Source organism: Halosimplex aquaticum (assembly GCF_028747785.1).
In the GTDB taxonomy this organism is placed as follows: domain Archaea; phylum Halobacteriota; class Halobacteria; order Halobacteriales; family Haloarculaceae; genus Halosimplex; species Halosimplex aquaticum.
Genome location: NZ_CP118158.1, coordinates 2942495 through 2967717 on the forward strand (window position 1 = coordinate 2942495; position 25223 = coordinate 2967717).

Genomic DNA, 25223 nt, shown 5'->3' on the forward strand with positions numbered 1-25223 from the left:
ATCGATGTATCCGTTCGGAGGGTGAATCGACCGAGAAGCGACCGACTTAGGTACGGACGGCGACTAGCAGTGGTGTGACACCGCTCCGCCCGGTCGCCCACGCGCCGCCTTCCCCGGACCCGATGCTCCTCGGCGTCCACCTGCTCGCGGGCGTCGGCTCGGGCCTCCTGCTCGCGCTCGGCGTCGTGGCGCTCGGCCAGCGCGGCTCGCGCTCGTACCTGCTGGTCGTGCTCGCGCTCGGGGCGCTGGTCGCCCGGACCGTCGTCTCCGGGCTCGCGATGTTCGGCCCGCTCGACCCCGGAGTCCACCACTTCGCCGAGCACGCGCTCGACGCCATGCTCGCCACCTTCCTGCTCGGCGCCATCTACTACGCGCGGACGACCGGTCCGGTCGCGCCGGGTGATCCGCGATGACCGGAACCGACACGCGCGCCCGGATCGCCGCCCACGTCGCCGAGAATCCGGGCGTGTACTTCAGCGAACTCGTCCGGCAACTCGACCTCGCGCCGGGGCAGGTCCAGTACCACCTGCGCCGGCTGGACGACGTCGTCGCGGCCGACCTCTACGGCCGGACGCACTACTACCCGCCCGACTGCGACGACTTCGAGCGGCGCGCGCTCGCCGCGCTACGTCGGGAGACGGCCGCGGACGTCGTCGTGACGCTCCTCCGTCGAGGCCCGAGCGCTCCGGCGGAGGTCGCCGGGGAGATCGACGTGGCCCGGAGCACGCTGGAGTGGCACCTCGACCGGCTGACCGACCTCGACCTCGTCGCCAAGCGCCGCGACGAGCGCGGCCGCGTGACGCTCGTGCTCGAACGGCCCGAGGAGACGGCGCGACTGCTGCGCACGGTCGAGCCGTCGCTGCCGGACCGGCTCGTCGACCGCTTCACGCGCCTGCTCGACCGCCTGCTGGCGGAGTGAGTCGACGCCGATCCGGAGCGGTCATCCCTGCGTCGTCCGGTGGCACAGCGTCCCGGTCGGCTTTCGACGTACCGACCAGAACCCCCTTGTCGCCGCGGTGGCTAGAGCCGTCGATGCCACCCAGTCGCTCCCGCGGCGTCTCCCGCCGGGAGTTCGTCAAGGCGGCCGTCGCCATCGGCGGCGCGTCCGCGCTGTCGGCCTGCCTCGGCCGGGAGAACCCCGACCTCCCGCAGGGCCCCGACGACCTCTCGGCCCTGCCCCGGCGCCAGCACGCCTGGAACGCCGCCCTCTCGACCGACGACCACGGCAACCACCTCCAGCCGCGCCACCACCTCCTCCTCTACCTCGACTACACGGGCGACGGAGCGCCCTCCGACGCCGACCGCGAGACGGTCGAGACCGCGCTGCGGTCCCTGGAGCGGTCGTACCCGCGGCGCCACGAGGGCGAGGTCGGCCTGCTGTTCACCGTCGGCTACGCGCCGGCGTACTTCGAGCGGTTCGACGCCGCGCTGCCCGACGGCGTCGACCTGCCCGCGCCGGAACCGCTCGCGCCCTTCGAGGACCCCGCGCCCGACGAACCCGACGCCGTCGTCCACCTCGCCAGCGACTACGGATCGGTCGTCCTCGCCGCCGAGGAGGCGCTCCTCGGCGAGCAGTCGACGCTCAACGGCCGCGAGATGGACGCCACGGTCGAGGGGGTCTTCGAGCGGGCGTCGCTCGCCGAGGACGGCCCGAACCGCCGGACGGGATTCATCGGCGCGGGCCTCCCCGCCGACAACCAGGACGTCAACGGGATCCCCGACTCCGAACCCGTCCCGGACGACAGCCCGCTCTACATGGGGTTCAAGTCCGGCTTCGAGGGCAACCAGGCCAGCGAGGACCGCGTGACAATCGGGTCGGGACCGTTCGCCGGCGGGACCACCCAGCACGTCTCGCAGATCCACCTCAACCTCGGCCAGTGGTACGAGCAGGACAGCCGCGAGCAGCGCGAGGCGACGATGTTCTGCCCGGCCCACGCCGACGAGGACCGCATCGAGGGCGTCGGCGACAACCTCGGCACCGACACCGGCGTCGAGGCCTGCGCCGAGGACCTGGACAGCGACGCGCGGGAGAAGGGCGTCGTCGGCCACTCCCAGAAGACCGCGACCGTCCGCGAGGACGGCTCGCCGATCATCCTGCGGCGGGACTTCGACTCGACCGACGGCGGGCAGGCCGGCGTCCACTTCCTCTCGCTGCAGTCGTCCATCGCGGACTTCGTCCGGACGCGCGAGGCGATGAACGGGAGCGACCTGGCCGAGGACACCGCCGTCCGCCAGCGCTCGAACAACGGCATCCTCCAGTACATGTCCGTCCGCCGCCGCGGGAACTACCTGCTCCCGCCGCGCGAGAACCGGGCGCTCCCCTCCCCACGGCCGTCCGAGTGATCGCGCAACTTCCCGTGGTCACCGCTCGCCCCCGCGCCGTCCCCCGCTCTTTCGAGAGGCCTACCAGAAGCCGCTTTTAGGTACGTCCGCTAGGGCCGAACATGTACAGACGACGGTTTCTCGCGGCGGGCGTGGCGGCCGCGTCCGTGGGTGCGGCGGGGTGTCGGTCCATGTTCCAGACGCGCTCGGCCCGCGCGCCCCCGCTGGTCGAGGACCGGCCGGACGCCGTCTACGTCCCCACGCACGTCGAGGGGATGGAGATGGTCGGGACGGCCGACGCGGGCGACTACAAGGTGGCGCTCACCTACAGCTATCCCCATCGCTTCTGGCGCGCCGAGGGCGACCAGCCCACGAAAGTCGAGATCCAGGGCAGCGACACGGTCCACCTCATGACGATGGTGTGGGACGCCGAAACGGGGACCGTCGTCCCGAACGGTTCCATTACCACGACGATCACGAAAGACGGCGAGACGCTCGTCAGCGGGAAGCCGCTCTGGCTGATGCTCTCGCAGAACATGGGCGTCCACGCCGGCGACAACATCGAACTCGACGGCGACGGCACCTACGAGGTCGAGATCGCCGTCAGTCCGTTCTCGGTCCGCCGGACCGGCGCGTTCCGCGACCGCTTCGGCGAACTCGGGACCGCCTCGTTCACGATGGACTTCGCCCAGTCGACGCTCGAAGCGGTCCGATTCGAGCGACTACAGGACAGACAGGGCGAGCGCGGCGCCCTCGACCCGATGGAGATGGACATGATCCCCGTCGGCCAGGCGCCGGCGACCGAGGACCTGCCGGGGACGGTCCTCGGCGAGGCGAAAAGCGGCGACGCCATCTTCGTCGCCACGCGCCTCGAATCGCCGCCCGCCGGGTTCGTCGAGTCCGACGACGAGGGAGCGGACAGCGCCACCGGCACAGACAGCGACGCCGGAACAGCCACCGCAACCGGAACGGCCGCCGAAACCGGAACGGCGACCGACTCGGCAGGGGGCGACTCCGCGACCGGGACGGGGTCCTACCTCGCCGTCTCGATGCGGACGCCGTACAACCGCTATCCGATCCCCGAGACCTCGGTGTCCGCGACGGTCGATCGCGGCGGCGAGACCGTCTTCGAGGGCGGCCTCGTCCAGGCGTTCGACCCCGACCTCGGCTGCCACTACGGCGCCGTCGCCGACGTCCGGTCCGGCGACGAACTGACGCTCTCGGTCGGCGCACCGCCGCAGATATCCCGACACGAAGGCTACGAGACGGCGTTCGTCGACTTCTCCGAGACGACGATCACGGCCGGCGAATAGCGCCACCGCTCGGGCGATGCGTCCGGCAATGGGGGAAAGAACTGGTCGCTACGATCCGCGCTCGAACGCGTACTGGACGTCGAAGTACGTGTCGCAGGCCGGGCAGCAGGTCGGCGACTCCCCGTCGGCGTCGGCCGCGTCGTCGACGACTGCGCTCTCCCGGGGTAGCGGCACACCGGTCGGGTGCCCGCAGTCCGGACAGGAGACCATTTCGCTGGTGATCGTGCGAGCACCGTCCTCCCGGGAACCGCGTTCGAGTACGGACATCCTGACATCTGCTTCGACACCGGTCCCGATAACCCTCCTTCCAAAACATTTGGGGAGCCGATCCGCACGGGCGGTCGCCGCTCGCGGTTCGGGACGCCGTCCGAAACCCCTGGGCCCGCTCGCTCAGGTCGCCTTCCCCGTAGGCTTTTGTCGGATCGGGGGATACCGCGGGACGAGTGAGCGACCACCTGGCATGACGCGACCCGACCGCGACGACGGCGAGGTCAAGGAACTCGTTCGACGGCACTGGAACGGCCGAGCGCCGACGTTCGACGACGAGCGTCACCACGGCGTCCACACCGCGGCCCAGCGCGAGCGCTGGCTGTCTGTCCTCCGCGGGTGGACGGGCGAGCGACCGCGTCGCGCGCTCGACGTCGGCTGCGGGACGGGCGTCGTCTCGCTGTTGTTGGCGGCGCTGGGCCACGACGTCACGGGCGTCGACTTCGCGCCGGCGATGCTCGAACGGGCGCGGGCGAAGGCCGAGCGGGCGGACGCCTCGGTCGCGTTCGCTCGCGGCGACGCGGAGCGGCTCCCCGTTCGCGACGGCGCCGTCGACCTCATCGCCGCGCGCCACCTCGTCTGGACGCTTCCGGACCCCGAGGGGGCGATCCGTGAGTGGCGGCGAGTCGTCGAACCCGGTGGACGGATTCTCCTGATAGAGGGCTTCTGGGACCACGACGAGCCGTGGGACGAGTACGAGGAGGTCCACGGGGACCTGCCGATGTACGACGGGCGACCGCCCGGGGCGATGCGCGACACCCTCGAATCCTGTGGCCTCCGGTCCGTCGAGTACGAACCGCTCGCGGATCCGGTGCTGTGGGGGCGCGAACCCCGCCACGAGTATTATCGCGCGACCGGGACGGTCCCCGAGTGAATCGCCGAGCCCGCCGCGCCTGAGTACCCGGCAACGGTTCGGAAGATACTGTTTTGGCATCCCACACCACACTTCCGGATCGGGATGGAACGAGGCACCGACTGGGAGCGAGCGGCCGTCCGCGAGCGCTGGGCGGAGGTAGCGCGGCGAGAACGCGCCGCGAGACGGCTGCGGACCGGTGCGGTGCTCCTCCTCGGCGGGCTGGTCGTCACGCTCACGGCGGTGCCCGGGGAGGCCTGCGTGGAACAGGGCGCCTGGCCCCACGGCTGTACCGCGGTCGTGCCGGCGGCGACGCGGGCGCTCTTGCTCGCGGTCGGTCCGGCGGCGGTGCTCGCGGGGCTGTGGGTCTGCTGGCGGACGCTCTCGGAGTAGGCGGCCGGAGCGGTAGACGGTCGGGGGCCCGCCGCGACGGCGTCACTCGCCCCCGATCAGGGGACGGTCACGCGTTGCGCGCAGGTGGTCGACGCCGCCGACGAGCACGAGGACGAGACCGAGGACCGACACGGCGAGGTGGGTCTCGCGGAACCAGAAGGGCACCTGCGCGACGCTCCCCTGGATGCCGGCCACCGCGAGCGAAAGGAGGGGGATCCCGCCGCCGGTGGGGCCGCCGAGGGAGCCGGACCCGTTCATCCGCGGGAGCGGCGTCTTCGTCGGCCCCACGGTGCCGTTCCCGTCGGAGGGCGTCTCGTTGCCGTCGTCGTAGCTCCCCGCGAACTCGCCGTAGGGCAGGCGGTCGGCCTCGTAGGGGATGCCGGGTCCGCTGGTGACGTCATCGTCTGTCGCGACACTCCAGACGACTTTGCCCTCAGGGTTCACTTCGATGACGCGCTTGCCCAGTGAATCGGTAATTAGCGTGTTGCCGTTGGGAAGGCGGTCAGCGTCTCTGGGCCAATGGAGGCCGTCGACGATCCACGCCGGTTCCCAGCTCCCGTTCTCGGTCCGGTGGAGCTCGACGACGCGGTCGTTCTCGCTGTCGGCCACCAGCACCGCTCCGTTGCCGAGCCACTGCGGGTTGTGCTGTTCCTTGATCACCGACGGGTCGCCACAGCGCACGTCGCCGTCGCCGTCGGCGTCGTACAGGCGGGTATCTGTGAGGCAGTTGGCGTCGCTCGTCCCGGTGTCCTCGTTGACGACCTCGACGACGCCCTCGCCGCGCTCGACGACGAGGATCTGGTTCGCGTTGCGCACCGAGACGAGGAAGCGGCCGTCGCCGATGGTGTCGACGTCGTTGATGTGCAGCCAGTCCCGGCTGGTCGGGTCCTCCGGCGCCTCGTAGAACGAGCTCGCGTGCCACTCCCAGACGACGGTGCCGTTCTCCACGATAGCGATGCGCTCCTCGTCCATGTCCGTGAAGACGATGCCGCCGTTGCCCGTCGGGTCGGCGGCGTGGACCTCGCGGTTCGTGATCTCGCGGACCGGGAAGCTGTACTCCGAGCGGATCTCGCCGCTCCCGGGCTCGATGATCCGGTAGCCCGTCCGGGCGCACGGCGCCGGGATGTCGCCGCACTCCTCGGAGCTCTCGTTGGCGAAGGCCGCGAGGACGGTCCCGTTGTCGAGTCGCGTCACCTCGAAGTAGCCGTCCGCCTGGGTGTTGCGCCACTCGACGCTCCCGCCGTCGTAGCCGAGGACGCTCCCGTGCGTCACCCAGCCGCCCTGGACGCCGACGAGCGTCCGCGGCGACTCGGGGAGGGGCGCCTCCGTCGGCGTCTCGCCGTCCGAGCCGTCCGGCGTCGCGGTGCCGTCCGCGGGCGTCGGCGTCGGTGTCGATGCGTCGACGCCGCCGACTGAACGGTCGGGGGCTGTCGCGGCGCCGACGGCCATCGTCGCGACGACGAGGCCGACGCCGAGCAGGACCAGGGCACTACCGCGCGAAACGTCCATCGTGGCAGGTGTGTCCGCCGCGTCGGCGAATAAGCCTTCGGGTCGTGGGTTCGCGGGCGCGGATCGATGGGGTGAGCGCGCCGACGCCGTCGCGATTCGCTGGACGATAAGGTGTCAACGGATCGGCTCCCGCGCGGCTCACTCGTAGGGCCAGTTGGGGTCGCGGGGCTCGTCGGGGTCGCGCGTGTTGGGCGCCGCGCCCTCGACGCAGGCGCCGTGTTCGCGGAAGTTGGCGCGGGCGTCGCTGAGCGCGACGCTGTTGGCCTCGCTGACGTGGTCGGCGTCGCCGAACTGCACCGGGTCGTCGAGCCAGTCGCAGACCGGGCAGTGGTCGTAGGAGCCGGGCCGACCTGGCGGGAGCGTCCGATACCCGCAACAGGGGCAGAATCCCAGCTCCCGCGCCGCCGGGTTACCGGGTGAGTCAGCCATGCCCGACCGTACGGTCGCTCGACCGATAGCTGTGACGCCCGCCGGACTCGCGGACCGCTCGACGGGGCCGAGATCGGGCGACCGCGCGACCGTCGGGTCACCAGGTCTCGCGGGCTTTCAGGAGGCCGTCGCGTTCGAGTTCGGCCGCGAGGCCCTCGGGGAGGAACTGGGAGTCGCCGGGGGTGTCGTAGCTGAGCCAGCCGTCGCAGGTGTGGTAGGCGGCGGCCTCGCCGTCGAACTCCTCGGGACACTGGTTGCGCTCGTCCAGGCGGCCGGCGACGTTGTGCAGGAGTTCGTGGACGGCGACGAACGTGCGGTAGCTCGTCCCGTTGAACTCGGTGTGGTACTGCGTCGCGACGAGCGAGAAGGTCCCCGGCGTGGCGCCCCGACCGGCGAACTCGGCGTCCACGTCGGCCAGCACCAGGCGGTGGTACACGCCGCTCCGGTTGCCCATCGCGTCGCCGTCGTATCGCTGCTTGAGGTCGTAGTAGTCGCGGTCGTCCGAGACGGTGATCGACTCGTTCAGCGCGTCCTGTTCGACGTGGACCGCGATGCCCGTCGAGCCGTCGGGGTTGCCGACGGGCATCGACGCCCAGGCGTCCTCGAGGGCGGCGAGTTCGTCCTCCTCGAACGCCTCGGCGTTCTCGCTCACCGAGACCTGCACGTAGAGGTCCGCGCGCGTCGGGTCGGCGTCGGGGAGGGGTGCGCCCGCGTCCGTGACGCCAGCGACCTCGGCGCCGTCCGAGAGCGTGTCGCGGTCGGTGTCGACCTGGGTCAGGTTCGTGCCCGCGTCGACCTCCGCTCCGTCCGCTAGACCGTCGCCGTCGGTGTCGGCGGTCAGCGGGTCCGCGCCGTACTCGAACTCGCGGCCGTCGGGCAGGTCGTCGCCGTCGGTGTCGGCCGCGGTGGCGTTCGTCCCGCGTTCGAGTTCGTCGGCGTCGGCCAGCCCGTCGATGTCGCTGTCCGCGAGGGTTGCGTTCGTGCCGAGTTCGAGTTCGCGACCGTCCGAGAGGCCGTCGCCGTCGGTGTCGGCGACCGTCGGATCGGTCTCGCTGTCGACCTCGGTTCCGTCCGGGCTCCCGTCGCCGTCGGTGTCGGCCGCGGTGGCGTTCGTCCCCAGGTCTGACTCGCGGCCGTCGTCGAGGCCGTCGCCGTCAGTGTCGGCCGTGGTCGGGTCGGTTCCGCCCTCCGCCTCGCGACCGTCGGAGAGACCGTCGCCGTCGGTGTCCGTGGCGGCCGGGTCGGTCCCGAGTTCGCGCTCCCGACCGTCGGGCAGGCCGTCGCCGTCGGTGTCTGCGGCGGCCGGATCTGTCCCGAGTTCGAGTTCGCGACCGTCCGAGAGGCCGTCCTCGTCGGTGTCGGCGACGGTCGGATCGGTGCCGTACTCGTCGCGCTCGGCGGCGTCGTCGAGGCCGTCCCCGTCGCTGTCGGGGTCCGGTGTCGCCGTGGGCGTGGCCGTCGGTGTGCCCGTCGCGGTAGTCGCGGCCGGCGTGTCGGGGGCCGATAACTCGGCGTCGGCGGGCGACTCCGTGGGGGTACCGTCGACGGCGGGACCGCCGCCGAGGGGCACCGATCCGGTGAGAACTAGTGCGACTGCCGCGCCGACGACGAGGACGGCGACCAGTGCGAACGGGGACCGTCGCATCGTCGGACAATTCGGATTGGTCGCCATATACTTGTCGGCGACGTAGGCGGACCCCAGCCGGGAGCGGGCGGGACCACGAGAACCGCTGAACATCCCGCAAGTACCTTTAGGGCCGCGGCAGGCGGCGATCCGGTATGCCCGGCGCCGACCGGCCGAACGTCGTCTGGATCGCGATGGAAGACACGACGCCGCGCCTGGGGTGTTACGGCGACGACCTCGCGCGGACGCCCAACATCGACGGCCTCGCGGCGGACGGCCGGCGCTACCCGAACGCGTTCTCGACGGCCCCGGTCTGCGCGCCGAGTCGCGCGGCGGTGATGACCGGCTGTCACCAGAACGCCATCGGCGCCCACCACATGCGGACGACCCACACCAACGACGACGCCCCCGAACTCCCGACGCCCTACGAGGCCGTGCCGCCCCACTACGTCACCGCCGTCCCCGAGTACTTCCGGCAGGCCGGCTACTACTGCACGCTCGACTCGAAGGCCGACTACCAGTTCGGGACCCCCTTCACCGTGTGGGACCACCACGGCGACGGCGCCGGCTGGTGGGACGACGCCCGCGATTCCGACCAGCCCTTCTTCGCGATGTTCACGAACGGTGTCACCCACGAGAGCGGCCAGTGGGACCCCACAGAACCGGGCACCGACGACCAGTTCGGCGGGGCCGTCGCCGACCCGGACACCGACCCCGACGCCGTCGAGGTCCCGCCGTACCTCCCCGACACCGACGAGACCCGCATGGCCATCGCCCGGCAGTACGACAACGTCGCTCGCTCCGACCAGTGGGTCGGAGAGCTCCTCGAACGGCTCGACGCGGACGGCCTGACCGAGGACACCGTCGTCGTCCTCTGGAGCGACCACGGCGAGGGGCTCCCCCGGAGCAAACGCTGGCCCTACGACGGGGGGATCCACGTCCCCCTGATCGTCCGCTGGCCCGGCGAAGTCGACGGCGGCGGCGTCGACGAGCGCCTCGTGAGCATGATGGACCTCGGCCCGACAACGATGGATGCCTGCGGGCTCGACGTGCCGCAGTACGTGGGCGGCCGGCGCTTCCTCGGCCCCGACGCCGACGAGCGCGAGTACGTCTTCGCCACGCGCGACCGGTACGACGAGGCCTACGACATGGTCCGGGCCGTCCGCGACCACCGGTTCAAGTACGTCCGCCACTACCGTCCGGGGACGCCCTACCGGCAGTGGATCCCCTTCCGGAATCGCCACCCGGTGATGCGCCAGATCCTGGAACGCGCCCGGGAGGGCGACCTGGAGGGCGCCGAGCAGTGGTTCGACGCCCGCCGACCCGCGGAGGAACTCTACGACCTCCGCGCGGACCCTTACGAGGTCGTCAATCTGGCCGACGACCCGGAGTACGCGGACACGCTCCAGCGGTTCCGCGACGCGCTCGACGAGTGGCGCGAGCGCGTCGACGACACCGGCGACGTCGCCGAGGAACGGATGGTCTGGGAGCAGTACCAGGGAGACGAGCAGCCCGAGACCGCCGCGCCGCGGTTCGTCGTCAACAGCCCCGATCACGACGAGCGAACGGCCAGGACCGACGGGCTGAACCTGGAGGGGCCGGCCACGGTGTCGTTCTACTGCGCCACGCAGGGGGCCTCGATCGGCTACGCGTTCTCGGAGGACCTGGTCAGGGACGACGGGAGCGAACCGCAGTGGCGGCTCTACACCGGCCCGGTCGAGTTGCCCGCGGGCGAGACCGTCGTGCGCGCGAAGGCGATCCGCTACGGGTTCGCCGAGAGCGACGAGCAGGTCGGGACGTTCGTCGTCTCTGAGTGACCGTTCTCGGGGCCGGCCGTCAGAAAAGCTATCCGTCCGGGCGGTCAACGCTGTACCGATCGGACGAACAGCATGACAGACGACACGGACCGGCCGACGGCGGACGGGCGCGCGGGGGAGACCGAATCCGTCGGCGACCTGGTCGAGAAGATTCGCTCGCTGGACGACGAGGAAGACCGCAGTCAGGGGATCCTGCTGGATCAGCTCTCGGAGGTCGAGGACCGCCTGCTCGCGTTCGGGCGGGCGCTGGGGGGCGACCCGGAGACGGTCGCGGACCTGCCGTTCACCGAGGAGGCGGGCACCGACCAGATGCCCGAGCCGCTCTACGTCCGCCACGACACGGAGATGCTCAACCAGGTGACCGGCTGGCTGCTCCAGGAACAGCACATCGGGCTGGTCAGTCACTACGGCACCGGCAAGACGGCCTTCCGCGAGATCGTCCGCCGCGATCTGAGCGAACACGACGACTTCGTCGTCGCCATCCTCGACAACCCGCGGGAGACCACGCCCCGGAAGCTCTACGCGACGATCCAGACGACCGCCGAGGCGGCGGGCTACGAGATCGAGGACCGGGACTACTGGCAGACCCGCGACGGCGTGCCGTGGGCGACCGAGGACGCGAAAGAAGCGGCCCGGGAACTCGTCGAGGAGGTCCGCGCCGACGGCAAGACCATCCTGCTTCTGGTCGACGAGATCGAGGTGCTGCCCGCCGAGATCCTCTCGACGCTGCAGGTCGCGGGCGACATGGGCGTCCGCCTGTTCCTGATGGGCACGCCCGAGGGCAAAGAGCGCGTCGCCGACCTGCGCGGGACGCTCGACTCCCGGCTGCGCTACTACGAGGGGATCGAGCCGTTCGGCCCCGAGGACGTCGCCGAGTACATCGCCCGCTCGTTCGCGTATTTCCGCGGCGAGCCCTACGAGGACCAGCGGCCCGAACTGTTCACGGAGGCCGCCATCCGCGACATCACGGAGCGCAGCGAGGGCATCCCGCGCGAGGTCCGCATCGAGTGCCGCGAGCTGTTCACCCGCGCCGCCTTCGTCTGGTACCGCACCGGCCAGGAGATCGACCGCATCCAGATCACGCCCGAACTGCGCCACCGCCGGTTCGGGATGGGCCGGTAACGCGGGACCGGACACCGTTTCTCGGTGCCCCGACTCACCTGACGAACCCGCGATACCTGGCGAGTTCGGCGGCCAGCTCCCGGCTTTCGAGCACCGCGAACCCGGCGACGATGACGAGAAAGCCAAGCAGCGTCGCCGGCTGGATCCGCTCGGCGAGGAACAGCCAACCGACGACGAGTGCGACGACGGGCGTGAGGTACGTCACGAGGTTGGCCTTCACCGCGCCCACTTCCTCCATGAGCGTGAGGAACAGCACGAACCCGATCGCGCCGGGGAACACGCCCAGGTAGCCCACCACGGCGATCGCCAGCGGCGTCACGCGGACGGCCGCCGGCGACTCGCCGAGCGCGAGGGCGAACGCGAGCTGGATCGTCGCCCCGACGACCATCGCCCAGCCGGTCAGCGCGGGGATCGGCATCTCGGGTCGGCTCCGCCTGACGAGCACGGAGCCGAGGGCGACGACGCTGACGCCGACGAACACCAGCAGCTTCCCGACGAGGGCCGGATCGAGGAGCGCCGACGGGTCGGGCCGGACGATGATCGCGACGCCGAGGAACCCGAGCAGTATCCCGAGGTAGTCGCGACCGACGAGCCGTTCGGCCGGGAGGAGCGCCCAGGCGAGCACGCCGGTGACGATCGGCGAGAGGCTGAAGATGATGGCGGCCACGCCGCTCGGGATGAACTGCTGGCCGACGAACCCGAACCCCACCCCGCCCATCAGGAACGCGCCCCCGGTCAGCACGGCTGTCCAGTCGCCCCGGGTCCGTGGGGTCCGGTACGCCGCGGTGAGACCGACGTACCCCAGCAGGAGCGCCGCGGCGAGGTAGTTTCGGATCGCGACGAACAGCAGCGGCGGGACGAAGTCGAGCCCGGTCTTGACCGCCGGGAACGCGGTCCCGTAGACCACGGTGACGACGGCGAACAGCGCCAGCGTTCGCGACCGGGACATACCGCTCGACCAGTTCTCACACGCTGTTAAGTAACGGGGAGATACCACCGAGGCCGACGGCCGTTGGCCGCGGCTTACGGCAGTCGCCGCGCGACTACGACGGGTGCTGGTGTTTGATCTGTTCGGCGCGGACGCTCGGGACTTCCGATAGACACTCCCGGCACTTCCACGTCGGGTAGACGTCGCCCTGCTCCTTGACGAGGTCCTGTTTGTACCGCAGCGTCGCCCCGCACTGACAGGTGTAACTGGCGGGAGACATACGAGAGCGAACGCGGCGAGCGCGCAAAAAGTATCGGGCAGGTCCGAACGGAATTCGGGAACCGTCGACGGACGGAGGAGGTGTCGGGAGCCGTCGGCGGTTCGCGGAGGCGGTACAGCGGTCGACGGGTAAGCATCCGCGCGCCGAAGGCGCGCGGTTCACGCGAGCGCCAGCGGCGCTCGCGCTTTTCCCCAAGTTTTTGCTGAGGGGGTTCACCGTAGCGGTCCGCAGGGCCGCGAGGAAACCCCCTCAGCAAAAAGTGGCTTCTACATCATGCCGCCCATGCCGCCGCCCATGCCGCCCATGCCGCCGGCGCCGCCGGGACCGCCGGCGCCCTCTTCCTCGCCGCCCGAGGTCGAGAGGTCGCCGGCAGCGATGATGTCGTCGATCTTCATGACGAGGTTCGCGGCCTCGGAGGCCGAGGAGACGGCCTGCTCCTTGGCGTGGGCCGGCTCGACGACGCCGGCCTCGAAGGTGTCGACCACGTCGCCGGAGTAGACGTTCAGGCCGGCGTGTTCGTCGCCGTCCTCGTGGGCGGCGCGCAGGTCGACGAGGGTGTCGATGGAGTCGAGGCCGGCGTTCTCGGCGAGCACGCGCGGGACGAGCTCCAGGGAGTCGGCGAAGGCCTCGACGGCGAGCTGCTCGCGGCCCTCGACGGAGTCGGCGTAGTCGCGGACGCGGCCGGCGAGTTCGACCTCGGTGGCGCCGCCGCCCGCGAGGACGCGGCCGTCGGCGACGGTCGAGGCGACGACGTCGAGCGCGTCGTTGATGCCGCGCTCGAGCTCGTCGACGACGTGGTCGGTCGAGCCGCGCAGGATGAGGGTCGCGCCGTGGCCGCTGCCCTCGACGTAGAACATGTCGTCGTCCTCGTCGCGGCGGACGGAGCCGCTGGCGACGTCGTCGGAGGAGACGGAGTCGATGTCGGAGACGATGTTGGTCTCGAGGACCTCGGAGACGAACTCGATGTCGGACTTCTTGACGCGGCGGACGGCGAGGATGCCCTCCTTGGCGAGGTAGTGCTGGGCCATGTCGTCGATTCCCTTCTGGCAGAAGACGACGTTGGCGCCGGCGTCGGCGATGGTCTGGACCATCTCCTGGAGGCGCTGTTCCTCCTGCTCGATGAAGTCCTGGAGCTGGTCGGGGCTATCGAGGTTGAGCTGGGCGTCCGTCTCGGTCTCCTCGACCTCGATGGGGGTGTCCAGCAGGAGGACCTCGGCGTCCTCGACGGTCGAGGGCATGTCGCTGTGGACGGCGTCCTTGTCGATGGTGCCGCCGGTCAGCAGCTCGGAGTCGGAGACCGAGCGGCCGGTCTGGGTCTGGATGTTGAGGAACTGCAGGTCGGGGACGTGGCTGCCGTCGTCGGCCTCCACGGTGACCGCCTGGATCGCGTCGACGACGAGGCCGACGAGGACGTCCTTGTTGAGCTCGGCGCCCTTGCCGGTCATGGACGTCTCGGCGACCTTCTCGAGGATCTCCTCGTCGCTGGGGTCGACGGACGTGGCGATCTCGCCGATCTCCTCTTTGGCCCGCTTGCTCGCGAGGTTGAACCCGCGGATGATCGACGTGGGGTGGATGTCCTGCTCGAGGAGGTCCTCGGCGTTCTTCAGGAGTTCGCCCGCGATAGCGACGGCCGTGGTCGTCCCGTCGCCGGCCTCGTCCTCCTGGGCCTCGGCGACCTCGACGATCATCTCGGCCGTCGGGTTGTCGATGTCCATCTCGGTGAGGATGGTCACGCCGTCGTTCGTGACGGTTACGTCGCCGAGCGAGTCGACGAGCATCTTGTCCATCCCCTTCGGGCCGAGCGTCGAGCGGACCGACTCCGCGACCGCTCGGGCCGCCGAGATGTTGTGGCTCTGCGCGTCCTTGTCCTTCATCCGCTGGGAGTCCTCGCCCAGAATGATCATGGGCTGACCCTGCATTCGCTGTTGACTCATATTCGTACGGAAGTATGAATGTGCTTCTATATAAAAGTGGGTGTTCGAGGCCGACGGGGGCGTCTGCCGTAGCTGCCGTGTATTCCCGGATAACCGGCATATCGCGTCCGCTACCCGGTTCGAGTGTGCTACCTGTTACCAACGTGTGCGGCTGGTTGTCACTGGGGTTTATACGTGCCTGCCGGATGTGAGGAGCGGTTCGGCGGACGATCGCGGTCCGCCGGTGGTCAGTTCGCGGGTTCCTTCCAGTGGACGATGACCACGCCGACGACGAACGCGTCCGTGGTCGTGGCGTCGCGCTCGATCTTGATCGTGTTGGCGCCTTCGGTGAGGTCGATCCCCGAGAGGGTGTCCATCCAGTGCTGCCAGCCCTCGCTGGGCGGGATGTCGAAGCCCGACAGCGAGGCGCCGTTGACCAGTATCTCGTGGCCGTACTCCTCGACGTCGTAGGCCTGCAGTTCGAGGTAGGCGTCGGTGGCGTCGTCCGTCGGGACGGTGAACTCTCTCTCGTCGGTCTCGTCGCCGACGAACTCCGCCCACGGGACGGCGAGGCTCTCCTCGTTCTGCCCGAGGTGTTGCTGGAACGGGACGAGCGCGTAATTGGGACGGCGGTCTCCCATACCGATCCGTGGGTTGCAACTGGCTTATATGTCAGGTCGACCGTCTCGTCCCCCGTCGGACGCTGACCGGTGAACCGAACGTGTTCGTCCACAGGTCGAGGAACGCGGGGGACGTACGATCGGTCATGAGCGCGATTCCGGGGGAGGTCGACACCGACCAGCAGCCGCCGATGACGGTCCCGCTCCGGCACTTTCTGGTCGGGCTGGGCCTGCTCGTCACTGGCGGGGCGACGGGCGTGCTCGACGCGGTCGGCGCCCTGTCGGGGCTGTCCGTGCTCGCGCACGTCCACCTCCTGGTCGCCGGGTGGGTCTGCGTGACGATCATGGGCGCGATGACCCAGTTCGTCCCGGTGTGGTCGAACGCCCCGCTGCACTCCCGACGCCTGGCGACCGCGCAGTTGTGGCTCGTGACCGCCGGCGTCGGCGGAATGGCCGCGACGTTCGCGACCGGAACGCTCCCGTGGGTCCACGCCTTCGGCGGCCTCGCACTGCTCGGGTTCTGGACGTTCGCCTACAACCTCGGTCGCACGCTCCTGCGCGCGCGGCCCTGGGACGTGACCGAGCGCCACTTCGCGCTCGCGCTGGGGTTTTTCGTCGCCGTGCCGGCGATGGGGTTCGCGCTCGCGATGAACTACGCCGTCCCCTTCCTCGCGGGGTCGCCCGTCGCCCCGCCGCGACTGGCCGCCGCCCACGTGACGCTCGCCGTCTTCGGCGCCGTGCTCACGACGGTCCTGGGCGCGCTCTACCAGCTCGCCACGATGTTCACCCAGACCGAGCTACACGGCGTCGACCGGCACCTCGGCCGCGTCGAGGAAGTCGGCTACCCCGTCGGCGTCGTCGCGCTCGCCGCCGGCCGACTCCTGGGCTCGGCCCCCGTCGCCCGCGTCGGCGGCCTCCTCGTCGCCGTCGCGCTCCTGGGGTTCAGCGCCGTTCTCGCCCGCCGACTGGTCGAGACGCAGGTCGCGTGGACGCCGATGCTCTCGCGCTACGCGGTCGTCGCCGCCGCGATGGCCGCGTGGGCGGTCCTCGCGGCCCGCGTGTGGTTCGTCGATCCCCTCGCTCCGACGGCGCGGTTCGGCGGCGGCCCGCCGCACCTGCTCGTCTTCGGCGTCGTCGGGTTCGTCGTCCTCGGAACCCTCTACCACGTCGTCCCGTTCATCGTCTGGGTCCACCGCTACAGCGACCTGCTGGGGTACGAGCAGGTCCCGATGATCGACGACCTCTACGACGACCGCGTCGCCGCCGCCGACTTCGCCTGCGTCCTCGCCGGTGCCGTCGGCCTCGCCCTCGCCGATGCGCTCGGACTCTCGGCCGCGGTCACCGCCGGCGCGGGCGCCCTCGCGACCGTCGGATTCGCGCTCTTCGCCGGCAACATGCTTCTGGTCGTCCGCGAGCACAGCCCGCACTCGCTCCGGGGCGTGCTCGTCACCCGGCTCGCCGACGACGGAGCGGCGGCCGAGAGCCCTGGCGAGGACGTGCCGGCCGCCGAAGACGCCGTTCGATGACGAGACGCTGGAGCCACCGCCGCGATAGCGCTCTCGGCGGCGCCCCCAGCGAACGCTTATGCCGTTCTGTCCCCTCCGCTCAGAAAAGATGGGCATCTTCAACAGGCTCGGTCGGGAGGTCGAGCAGTTCAAGCAGACGGCCGTGGAGTCGGCCGAGGAGCGCTACGACTACCGGTGCGAGGAGTGCGACGCGCGGTTCACGACGAACCACGACTACTGCCCCGACTGCGGCGCCGAGGCCGTCGTCGAGACGGCGGAGACAGAGAACGAGGAATAACGGGCCCAACGACCGGGAGAATCCGACCTCCGGTCACCGCTCGCGGACGACGACGAACTCCGCGAGGTCGCGCAGGTAGTCCATCGCCTTCGAGTCGTCGGCGTCGACGGCCGCGAGCGCGTCCAGCGCGACCTGGGACTGCTCGCGGGCGCGCTCGTTGGCCTCCTCGGGCGTCAGGTCGGCGACCTGGACGAGCGACGGGCGCTCCATCGCGGCGTCGTGGCCGGTGGGCTTGCCCAGCTCGTCGGCGTCGGCCGTCGTGTCGAGCACGTCGTCGCGCATCTGGAAGGCGACGCCGACCCGCTCGGCGTACTTGCCGAAGTTCTCGACGGTGTAGGCGTCGGCCTCCGCCGCGATGGCGCCCAGTTCCGCCGCGGCGCGGAACAGCGCGCCGGTCTTCCGCCGCGCGAGCTCCATGTACTCGTCCTCGCTGGCGGGCTGAGCGACCAGTTCCGTCGCCTCGCCCTCGCCGAGTTCGACCATCGACTCCGAGACGGCCTGCATCGCGCGCTCGTTGGCCGAGAAGAGGGCGAAGGCCTCGCCGAGCAGGCCGTCGCTGGCGATGATCGCCGGGCCGTGACCGTACTCGGCCCAGGCGCTCGGCGTCCCGCGGCGGAGCTCCGAGCGGTCGATGATGTCGTCGACGACCAGCGACGCGCTGTGGACGAGTTCGATCCCAACCGCGAACTCGACCGCCGTGTCGACGTCGCCGCCCAGCGCCTCGCAGACCAGCACCGTCACCGTCGGTCGCACCCGCTTGCCGCCCGACAGCACGACGTGGCGTACCTCCTCGCCGAGTTCGTCGGGCTCGACGCCGTCGAGGACCTCCTCCAGCCGCTCTTCGACCCGTCCCCGACGACTCTCCAGGTACTCCATCGCCCGACGGTTAGGAACAGTCCCGCTTGTACCTGACGAACCATCTTTTTCCCGAGGGGGTTTCCTCGGCGCGCTGCGCGCGCCTGCGGGGAACCCCCTCGGCAAAAACATGGGTGAAAAAGGCCGAACCCTCGCTTCGCTCGGGTTCGGTGAACCGCACTCACTCCGTTCGCGCGGACGTTCAGACCGCGCAGATGTCGTGGAGGTCGTCCAACGAGTCCAGATCCCAGGTGGGCCACACGTTGAGGTCCCAGTCGTGGCGGTGGGGCCGGCGGATGAACGCCGAGTCGATGCCGGCGTTCTCGGCGGCCTCGATGTCCGACTCGTTGTCGCCGACGTACAGCGCCGACTCCGCGTCCAGATCAGACAGTGCCCGCTCGATGTAGTGCGGATGGGGCTTGCGGAGCGTCAGGCTCTCGATGGTCGCCTCGCGGCCGTAGGCCGTCTCGAACAGTCCGTCGATCTCGAAGTGCTCCAGCAGGAAGTCGACCGTCTCCTGCTGGTTCGAGCTGACGATCCCCGTCGCCACGTCTAGGTCTTCCAGCGTGTGGACGTCGTCGTAGGGCGTCTTCCGGCCCGCGCGCGCCTCTTCCTGCTGGGCGCCCGAGACGGTGCTGTCGCGAGCGCGCCAGAACTGGTCCGGTTCGAAGCCGTACACGTCGCTGACGGCCTGGACCTGCTCGGGGGTCGCGCCGATGGTCATGTCCTCGACGTGATCGGGATCGGGGTCGGTCACGCCGAACTGCGCAAACGTCTCTTCGGTAGCCTCGCGGAGAACGTCGAAATGCGTCCGGCCGACGAGGACACCGTCGTTGTCGAACACGACGGTATCGTAAGTCATACCCGCCATTGTGAACGCGCCGTGATAAGTCTTACACCATCTTTTTCGCTCGGGGGGTCGCCGCAGGCGACCCCCGCCCCCGTCTGCTCACGGCGCTTCGCGCCGTTCGCATGGTCCGAGGGACCTTCGGCCCCTCGCTAAGCCAAAAACATGGGTGAAAAAGGCCGCTCGCGCCGTCGGCGCGAGCGGTGAACCGGCGCTTCGGCGCCGGATGCTCAGTACAGCCCATAAAGCGACCAATCGCGGTGGCGCGCGCTGTCAAGCGTGCCCGAGCAGTGCGAGGGCCGCGAGTCGAAGCCGTGCGAGGGATGAGGAGCGCAGCGAAGCGAGTACCGCAATCGGCTGGGGAGGCGTGAGGCGCGATGCAGTCGCTGTCCTGGCGGACTGAAAGGGCGAGCGCGCCGAGGGCTTTCATCGCTTGTTGTCCCCAGGGGTTGTCTACAATCAACTTCTCTTCACCTCGGATCAACCAGAAACACCCGCTTAACGTGCAGGACGAGATGAACGGAAGACTCGACTTGCGAAGTACGAAACAAACGGAACTAGCCGTGCTATCCACCGAACTCCTCGGTCAGCGCCGGTACGACCTCGAACAGGTCGTCGACGATGCCGTAGTCGGCGATGTCGAAGATGGGCGCGTTGGGGTCCTTGTTGATCGCGATGATCGTGTCGGCTCCCTTCATCCCGGCGACGTGCTGGACCGCACCGGAGATGCCGATTGCGAGGTACACGTCGGGGGTCACGACCTTCCCGCTCTGGCCGACCTGCCGGTTCTTCGGGAGCCAGCCGTTGTCGACGACGGGACGCGACGCCGAGACCGTGGCGTCCATCGCCTCCGCGAGGTCGAAGATGATGTCGAGGTTGTCCTCCTCCTCGATACCGCGGCCGACGGAGACGAGCACGTCGGCCTCCGAGATGTCCACGTCGCCACCGGCCGCTTCTTCGAAGCCCGTCACGGTCGAGCGGACGGCACTCTCGTCGATACTCACGTCGAAGGGCTCGACGACGGCGTCGCCGCCGCTGGGCGCGCCGGGCCACTCGGCCGGCCGGACCGTCACCGCCGCGGGTCGGCTCTCGACCTCGATGGTCGTCTCGACCTTCGACCCGTACATCTCGCGGGTGACCTCGAGCGCCCCGTCGACGGCCAGATCGACGGCGTCGGTCACCAGCGGGTAGCCCAGGCGCTCGGCGACCGCCGGCGCGTAGTCCAGCCCGTTGACCGTGTGCGGGAGGAGCAAGTACGCCGGGTCGAGGTCCGTCGCCAGCGCCTCGACGGCCTGGACGTACACGTCGTGGTTGAACTCCTCGCCGTGGTCGACGGTGTGGACGACGTCGACGCCCTCGCGGTTCAGGTCCTCGCCGAAGCGCTCGACGTCGCCGCTCACGACCGCGACGTGCAGTTCCGACCCGACCGCGTCTGCGAGTTCGCGACCGGCCGTGATCAGTTGGTGGCTCACGTCGCGTAGCTCCCCGCGGCGGTGCTCCGCGACGGCGAGGACCGTCATTGGCCCACCCCCTGGTCGCGGAGCACGCCGGCCAGTTCACCCGCCGTCTCGTCGGAGTCCCCCTCGAAGATAGTCGCCTCGCCCTCGCTCTCGGGCTCGTAGGTCGCCGTCCACCGGAGCGGGGTCTCAAGTGCTCCCTCGTCGAGCCCGAGATCACCGAGGGACTTCACCTCCAGCGGCTTGTTCTGCGCCTGGCGGATCCCCCGCAGGCTGGCGTAGCGGGGCTCGTTGATACCCGTCTGGATTGTCAGTACGGCCGGCAACTCGACGTCGGTCAGCTCGTCGACGCCGCCCTCCAGTTCGCGGTGGACGGAAGCCACGCCCTCGCCCGCGTCGAGGTCGAGCTGATTGACGACCGCGGCCCACTCCATGTCGAGTTTCTCCGCGAGCGTGACGCCCGTGGCCGCGAAGCTGTCGTCGCCGCTCTGGACGCCCGAGAGGATCAGATCGGGATCTTCCTCGCGGGCGACCGCCGCCAGTAAGTCGGCTTTGGTCTCCGCGTCGAGCAGGTCCCGCTCGGCGACGGCGTCGTCCCAGACGCGTACGGCGCGGTCCGCGCCCTTCGCCAGCGCCTTCCTGATGGCTTCGTCGGAGCGTTCGGGGCCGACGGTGACGGTCACGACTTCCACCTCCTCGCCCGCCTCGGCGATCTGGACGGCCTCCTCGACGGCGTAGTCGTCCCACTCGTTGAGTTCGTAGGTCAGATAGCGCTCGTCGACGCCGAGTCCGTCTATCTCGAACTCGTCGTCGACGACCGCCACGTCCGTGACTGTGACGAGGACTTTCATGCATCGAACCTTGGCCCGGTCGGCGGTTAAACGTTTCCGAGGATCAGCCCGTTGTTCGGCGTTTTCGCCGTCGAAATCCCCGCTCCGGCCAGTCCGCAGTTCACTCGGAGTCGAGGTCGGCGACATCCTCGTCGGGGAACGAGATGAGGTTCTCCCGGCCGATCCGGAGCTTGTCGATCCGGCCGTCGTCGTCCATCGCGGAGAGCAACTGCGACACCTTCGCGTTCGACCAGCCCGTCTCCTGCACGATGGCGGCCTGTTTCATCCGCCCGCCGTTCCGCTCGATGAGCCGCTCGACGCGCTCTTCGTCGCTGAGTAACTCCTCGTCGATCTCGTCGTCCTCGGCCGGCTCGTCCGCGTCGTCTGCGGCCGCGCCGGCAGCCGCACCGGCGGCGCCGTCGTCGGCTCCGCTTCCGTTCTCGGCCGGGGCGCTGCTCCCGCTGGCCGCGTCCACCTCGACGCCGGTGTCGGGGCCAGAGTCGGCTCCGGAGTCGGTCTCGGCGCTCGACCCGCCGTCGTTCCCACCGGATCCGACGAGCGCGCCGAGTCCGTCGAATCCGTCGTCCTCGCCGCGCATGTAGGCCGCGAGCATCGCGGCGCTCGCGGCCGCGAGCACGATCAGCACGGCCATGGGGAGCGCGCCCGGCAGCAAGTCCTTGCCCGGGCCGTCCGGTGACGTCCCGGGCCCGGTGCCTGGGCCACCGTCAGTTGGCGACGCCGTTCCGTTCGGCCTCGCGTCGGTCGGAGTTCGCGTCGCCGTCGGCGCGTCGCCAGAGTAGACGATCCACGGCCCGCGATCGCCGAAGTTCTGCGGTCCGATCCACCGCGCGACGCCGTTCGAGAGGCTCGACGGGGCGGAACTCGACCCCGTCGGTGCGCTGCTGACGCCGTACCCCTCCGGCGGAACGATGACGAGCGTCTCCCCCGCCTTGAGCTGGGGGAGCGACAGGCCCGAACTCGTGTTGAACACGTCGTCGACGGCGAGGCGGTCGCCGCTCGTCCGGCCGAAGTTCGTCCACGTGAACGTGATCCACAGTGCGCCGGTCTCGTTGTGCAGCGCGTGGTGGCGCTCGACGTTCCTGATCTCCATCGAGCGGCCGGTCGCCTCGCTCGCGTTCGCGGCTGCCTCCCTGAAGGCGTCGATCCCGAGCGGTGACTCGCTCTCGTTGAACTTCTCGACCAGCTCGCGGAAGCCCTGCTCGTCGCCCTCGCGGACGGGGACCGCGGTCTTCACTCGCCATCGCGCGTCGCCGTTCGCAGCCAAGTCGACTCGCATCTCCAACTCGCCCGGATCGAGCGAGCTGTTGTGCGGGAGCGCGTTCGCGTCGGCGACCGCGCCGCCGTCCGAGCCCGCCGACACCCCGGCGAGAGCGGCCGCTGGTGCGACCCCCGCCAGGAGGAGGAGGGCTGTGACGACTGCGACGAACGACCGCGGGGACATATTCCATCCATCCCTGGCCTGGGGGAAAACGCTTTCCATTAAAACGTCTCCGAGGCTTTTGAAACGTCTGCGCACCTCTCGCTCTCTCGCGCGCTCGTTAAGAGTAGATGGGTTTTTGTAATCGCGGACGAAAGAGACGTGACGATGCCACGGAACCGTCCTGTCCTCCTCGCGCTTCTCGCTGCAGCCCTCGTGTTGGCGCCGATTACCCACGTCGGCGCCGCCTCGACGATGCCGCCTCCGTCCACGGGTTCGGCCGCGCCGTCCGTCGGAACGACTGCTTACCCGTCCCCGGATCTCGCGACTGCCCTCTCGTCCACGGTCGACAACGAGAGCCCGCCCGCAACGACCGAGAGCGCCATCGTGGGTGCCAGTCTCCGGGGGAACACGTCGAACTACCTCGAAATCCGGGAGGAGGCGGCCGAACGGACAGCCCAGGACCGCGCTTCGCTGAACATCGCCGGCGCGGTTCAACAGGACGTTACCGCCCTCAGGAGCGAGTACGCGTCGCTTACGTTCGAGCAGCGGTACGAGAACACCACCGGTCGCGAGGCGCGGATGAACGTGCTCCGGTCGGAAGTCGACCGGCTCGAACGGCGCGTCCAGCAGCTCGAACTGCGCCGCAACCAGGCTATCGACGAGTACAACAGCGGCGAGATGGAGACCGCGGCGTTCTATCGAGAACTGGTAGCGATCGACACGGCGGCGCGCGCGATCGAGTCGCAGTTCGCCAGGGTCAGAAAGGCCGCCGGGCTGGGGCTGCCATCGGATCTCAAGACGAAGATGTACAACCTCGAGGGGGACCTGCTCACGCTGCACGGTCCGGTCCGCCAGCAGATGGCGCAGGCGATGACTGGGGACCGGGGTCCAGTGCCCGTCTACGCGGTCACGTCCCAAACCGGGATCGTGCTGGCGTCGACTCAGGGGTCGCAGTACTACCGCGAGGCGTACATCGGTGACAACCGCGACAAGATCGGTCCCGACCGCTTCGTCACGGAGAGCACTCCGAACGGCGTCAGGGCCGCGGTCAGTCGGATGACCGAACTCTACCCCTGGGTCAGTAACAACGCCCGCGAGGGTCCAGACGTCGAGACGATCGGGAACACCTCGATCTACTACGTCAAAGTCGGCCACCCCCACGGCTCGCTCGACACGTACCTCGACGGACGCACGGAGTCCGTCTTCCGCGAGTTCCAGACCAAGCGACTCAGTGCGCTTCCCACGCGGACGACTACCAACGCCAGCGACGGGGTCGCCCTCCGCGTCAACCGCACCCACGCCACCGGGCCCATGCACCTCACCGTCACCGACAACGAGACCGGCGAACCGCTCGACGCGACTGTCACGATCAACGGCAACGAGGTCGGTTCGACCGGCGACGACGGCCGTCTCTGGACGCTGACACCGCACCAGGCCGTCCGGATCAAGATCACCACCCCGGACGGCCGGACCGTCGCCGAGCGATTCTTCGCCGACTGACCGGGGCGGTTCTCGGCGCCGCGCCGCTGGCGAGGACACCCGGCCACCGAACTCCGTAGAGATCGCGGTCGCGTATTTGACCCTCTCGTTCACTGTGCTCTCGTTCACTGTGCTCTCGTTCACTGTACTCTCGTTCACTGTACTCTCGCCACTGTGCGCTCTTCAGCGGAGAATCAGCGCCAGAAACGCTCGCTACGGACGCTCGTAGGTCGTTTCGGTCCGTCGTTACGTCGTGCCCTTCGGTCGCTACTCCGGGACCTCTGCGACGGTCGTGATGGCGACTTCGGGGCTGTACGAGGGCCCCATCGTTACGTGGCGGAACTGCTCGAAACCTGCCTCGCGGAACATGCGGTCGGCCTCGCGCTCGCCGTAGAAGAGCATGAACGCGTCGGCGAGCTTCTGGAAGACGGTGTTGGAGGGGTAGTTGGGGCCGACGATGAGGACCTGGCCGCCGGGTTTCGCGATGCGGCGACACTCGGCGAGGGCCGCGACCGGGTCGGGCCAGTACTCGATCGAGCCCGAGGACCACACCACGTCGAAGGTGTCGTCCTTGAACGGGAGCCGCTCGGCGTCACCGCGGTAGAACGGGACGGCGCCGCGCTTGCCGAACTTCGCCCACGCCTTCTCCAGCTGGTGGACGCTCTGGTCGAGACCGTGGACGTTCTCGGTGCGTTCGAGCAGGCCCTCGGTGGCGAACCCGGTGCCGCAGCCCACGTCGAGCACCCGGTCGCCCTCCTCGATGTCCAAGAGGTCGAGCGCCTCCGTCCGCATCTCTTCCGTCCAGATGAACGGGTTGATCTGGTCGTACACCTTCGAGAGATACTTGTAGAACAGGCGGGCCCGCGTCTTGTCTTGGACGGCCATTGCCGGCCGTTCGTCCCAGTCGGGCATAATTCCCCTGTTTTCCGACGCTTCGGCGTCGAGCGAACGGCTGGGGGCGGACGGCGGAAGAGAAGCGACGGCCGGGCCGGGGCCGACGAGCGGGGCTCACTTTCCGTCACCGGGGTCGCGCGTAGCGACGGCGGACGAGCGCGCTCGCGGCGCGTTCGGCCGGCCCACTTCGCAACTACCAAATAGGCCCTGAACGGATCTCTCCACGA

At 69.7% G+C, this 25223-nt stretch carries 25 protein-coding genes; 11 read left to right on the forward strand and 14 right to left on the reverse strand.

The genetic code is table 11. The features are described 5' to 3' along the window. The first annotated feature begins 74 nt into the window (after nt 1-74). The 4 genes from PSC72_RS14790 to PSC72_RS14805 all read left to right on the forward strand — a co-directional run bounded on the left by PSC72_RS14790 (nt 75) and on the right by PSC72_RS14805 (nt 3635). The gene (locus PSC72_RS14790) at nt 75-413 is read left to right on the forward strand and encodes a DUF7471 family protein (protein WP_274322187.1); all 339 of its coding nucleotides are present in this window, start codon (nt 75-77) and stop codon (nt 411-413) included. After that, nucleotides 410-919, forward strand: a complete 510-nt coding sequence (locus PSC72_RS14795) for a winged helix-turn-helix transcriptional regulator (protein WP_274322188.1) — start codon at nt 410-412, stop codon at nt 917-919. Before PSC72_RS14790 ends, PSC72_RS14795 begins: the two co-directional genes overlap by 4 nt. A gap of 113 nt (nt 920-1032) precedes the next feature. Next, nucleotides 1033-2343 (forward strand): DUF7405 family protein, encoded by a 1311-nt coding sequence (locus PSC72_RS14800; RefSeq protein WP_274322189.1) that lies wholly within the window; start codon nt 1033-1035, stop codon nt 2341-2343. Nucleotides 2344-2444: 101 nt separating this feature from the next. Beyond that, the gene (locus PSC72_RS14805; protein ID WP_274322190.1) at nt 2445-3635 is read left to right on the forward strand and encodes an iron transporter; all 1191 of its coding nucleotides are present in this window, start codon (nt 2445-2447) and stop codon (nt 3633-3635) included. Nucleotides 3636-3683: 48 nt separating this feature from the next. Here PSC72_RS14805 and PSC72_RS14810 read toward each other — a convergent pair whose 3' ends face one another. Continuing rightward, nucleotides 3684-3902, reverse strand: a complete 219-nt coding sequence (locus PSC72_RS14810; RefSeq protein WP_274322191.1) for a hypothetical protein — start codon at nt 3900-3902, stop codon at nt 3684-3686. Between the two features lie 193 nt (nt 3903-4095). Between PSC72_RS14810 and PSC72_RS14815 the strand changes: the two genes are divergently transcribed. Next, nucleotides 4096-4776, forward strand: a complete 681-nt coding sequence (locus tag PSC72_RS14815) for a class I SAM-dependent methyltransferase (protein WP_274322192.1) — start codon at nt 4096-4098, stop codon at nt 4774-4776. Nucleotides 4777-4860: 84 nt separating this feature from the next. Continuing rightward, on the forward strand, nt 4861-5148 hold the full coding sequence (locus PSC72_RS14820; protein WP_274322193.1) for a hypothetical protein: 288 nt from the start codon (nt 4861-4863) through the stop codon (nt 5146-5148). A 42-nt stretch (nt 5149-5190) separates the two neighbouring features. Here PSC72_RS14820 and PSC72_RS14825 read toward each other — a convergent pair whose 3' ends face one another. The 3 genes from PSC72_RS14825 to PSC72_RS14835 form a co-directional block, all read right to left on the reverse strand. After that, nucleotides 5191-6657 carry an arylsulfotransferase family protein gene (locus tag PSC72_RS14825; protein ID WP_274322194.1) on the reverse strand — a complete coding sequence of 489 codons (1467 nt, stop codon included), beginning with the start codon at nt 6655-6657 and terminating at the stop codon, nt 5191-5193. A 138-nt stretch (nt 6658-6795) separates the two neighbouring features. Continuing rightward, complete coding sequence (locus PSC72_RS14830) at nt 6796-7086, reverse strand: CPCC family cysteine-rich protein (protein ID WP_274322195.1); 291 nt, start codon at nt 7084-7086, stop codon at nt 6796-6798. 97 nt (nt 7087-7183) lie between these two features. Next, nucleotides 7184-8731: a hypothetical protein gene (locus PSC72_RS14835; RefSeq protein ID WP_274322196.1), complete on the reverse strand. Its 1548-nt coding sequence runs from the start codon at nt 8729-8731 to the stop codon at nt 7184-7186. 134 nt (nt 8732-8865) lie between these two features. On the opposite strand from PSC72_RS14835, the gene PSC72_RS14840 reads away from it, so the two are divergent. Both PSC72_RS14840 and PSC72_RS14845 read left to right on the forward strand, forming a co-directional pair. Further along, the gene (locus PSC72_RS14840) at nt 8866-10527 is read left to right on the forward strand and encodes a sulfatase family protein (RefSeq protein WP_274322197.1); all 1662 of its coding nucleotides are present in this window, start codon (nt 8866-8868) and stop codon (nt 10525-10527) included. Between the two features lie 72 nt (nt 10528-10599). Next, complete coding sequence (locus tag PSC72_RS14845) at nt 10600-11649, forward strand: ATP-binding protein (RefSeq protein ID WP_274322198.1); 1050 nt, start codon at nt 10600-10602, stop codon at nt 11647-11649. A 34-nt stretch (nt 11650-11683) separates the two neighbouring features. Here PSC72_RS14845 and PSC72_RS14850 read toward each other — a convergent pair whose 3' ends face one another. From PSC72_RS14850 to PSC72_RS14865, 4 genes are all read right to left on the reverse strand, one after another. Then, nucleotides 11684-12598 carry a DMT family transporter gene (locus PSC72_RS14850; protein WP_274322199.1) on the reverse strand — a complete coding sequence of 305 codons (915 nt, stop codon included), beginning with the start codon at nt 12596-12598 and terminating at the stop codon, nt 11684-11686. 94 nt (nt 12599-12692) lie between these two features. Next, on the reverse strand, nt 12693-12857 hold the full coding sequence (locus PSC72_RS14855) for a hypothetical protein (RefSeq protein WP_274322200.1): 165 nt from the start codon (nt 12855-12857) through the stop codon (nt 12693-12695). Between the two features lie 266 nt (nt 12858-13123). Further along, complete coding sequence (gene thsB / locus PSC72_RS14860) at nt 13124-14791, reverse strand: thermosome subunit beta (RefSeq protein WP_382261802.1); 1668 nt, start codon at nt 14789-14791, stop codon at nt 13124-13126. 227 nt (nt 14792-15018) lie between these two features. Further along, on the reverse strand, nt 15019-15411 hold the full coding sequence (locus tag PSC72_RS14865; RefSeq protein WP_274322201.1) for a DUF7383 domain-containing protein: 393 nt from the start codon (nt 15409-15411) through the stop codon (nt 15019-15021). A 125-nt stretch (nt 15412-15536) separates the two neighbouring features. On the opposite strand from PSC72_RS14865, the gene PSC72_RS14870 reads away from it, so the two are divergent. Then, on the forward strand, nt 15537-16916 hold the full coding sequence (locus PSC72_RS14870) for a heme-copper oxidase family protein (protein WP_274322202.1): 1380 nt from the start codon (nt 15537-15539) through the stop codon (nt 16914-16916). An 88-nt stretch (nt 16917-17004) separates the two neighbouring features. Beyond that, the gene (locus tag PSC72_RS14875; RefSeq protein ID WP_274322203.1) at nt 17005-17193 is read left to right on the forward strand and encodes a hypothetical protein; all 189 of its coding nucleotides are present in this window, start codon (nt 17005-17007) and stop codon (nt 17191-17193) included. A gap of 33 nt (nt 17194-17226) precedes the next feature. On the opposite strand, the gene PSC72_RS14880 is transcribed toward PSC72_RS14875, so the two are convergent. The 5 genes from PSC72_RS14880 to PSC72_RS14900 form a co-directional block, all read right to left on the reverse strand. Further along, nucleotides 17227-18069: a polyprenyl synthetase family protein gene (locus PSC72_RS14880; protein ID WP_274322204.1), complete on the reverse strand. Its 843-nt coding sequence runs from the start codon at nt 18067-18069 to the stop codon at nt 17227-17229. Nucleotides 18070-18250: 181 nt separating this feature from the next. Then, the gene (locus PSC72_RS14885; RefSeq protein ID WP_274322205.1) at nt 18251-18910 is read right to left on the reverse strand and encodes an HAD family hydrolase; all 660 of its coding nucleotides are present in this window, start codon (nt 18908-18910) and stop codon (nt 18251-18253) included. A gap of 551 nt (nt 18911-19461) precedes the next feature. Then, the gene (locus PSC72_RS14890; protein ID WP_274322206.1) at nt 19462-20415 is read right to left on the reverse strand and encodes an electron transfer flavoprotein subunit alpha/FixB family protein; all 954 of its coding nucleotides are present in this window, start codon (nt 20413-20415) and stop codon (nt 19462-19464) included. Next, on the reverse strand, nt 20412-21203 hold the full coding sequence (locus PSC72_RS14895) for an electron transfer flavoprotein subunit beta/FixA family protein (protein WP_274322207.1): 792 nt from the start codon (nt 21201-21203) through the stop codon (nt 20412-20414). Before PSC72_RS14895 ends, PSC72_RS14890 begins: the two co-directional genes overlap by 4 nt. A gap of 100 nt (nt 21204-21303) precedes the next feature. Further along, the gene (locus PSC72_RS14900) at nt 21304-22644 is read right to left on the reverse strand and encodes a helix-turn-helix transcriptional regulator (protein WP_274322208.1); all 1341 of its coding nucleotides are present in this window, start codon (nt 22642-22644) and stop codon (nt 21304-21306) included. A gap of 144 nt (nt 22645-22788) precedes the next feature. On the opposite strand from PSC72_RS14900, the gene PSC72_RS14905 reads away from it, so the two are divergent. Then, entirely contained in the window at nt 22789-24123 is a 1335-nt protein-coding gene (locus PSC72_RS14905; RefSeq protein WP_274322209.1) for a DUF7094 domain-containing protein, read from the forward strand. Nucleotides 24124-24369: 246 nt separating this feature from the next. Here PSC72_RS14905 and PSC72_RS14910 read toward each other — a convergent pair whose 3' ends face one another. Beyond that, on the reverse strand, nt 24370-24987 hold the full coding sequence (locus PSC72_RS14910) for a methyltransferase domain-containing protein (RefSeq protein WP_274322210.1): 618 nt from the start codon (nt 24985-24987) through the stop codon (nt 24370-24372). Between the last annotated feature and the right edge of the window lie 236 nt (nt 24988-25223).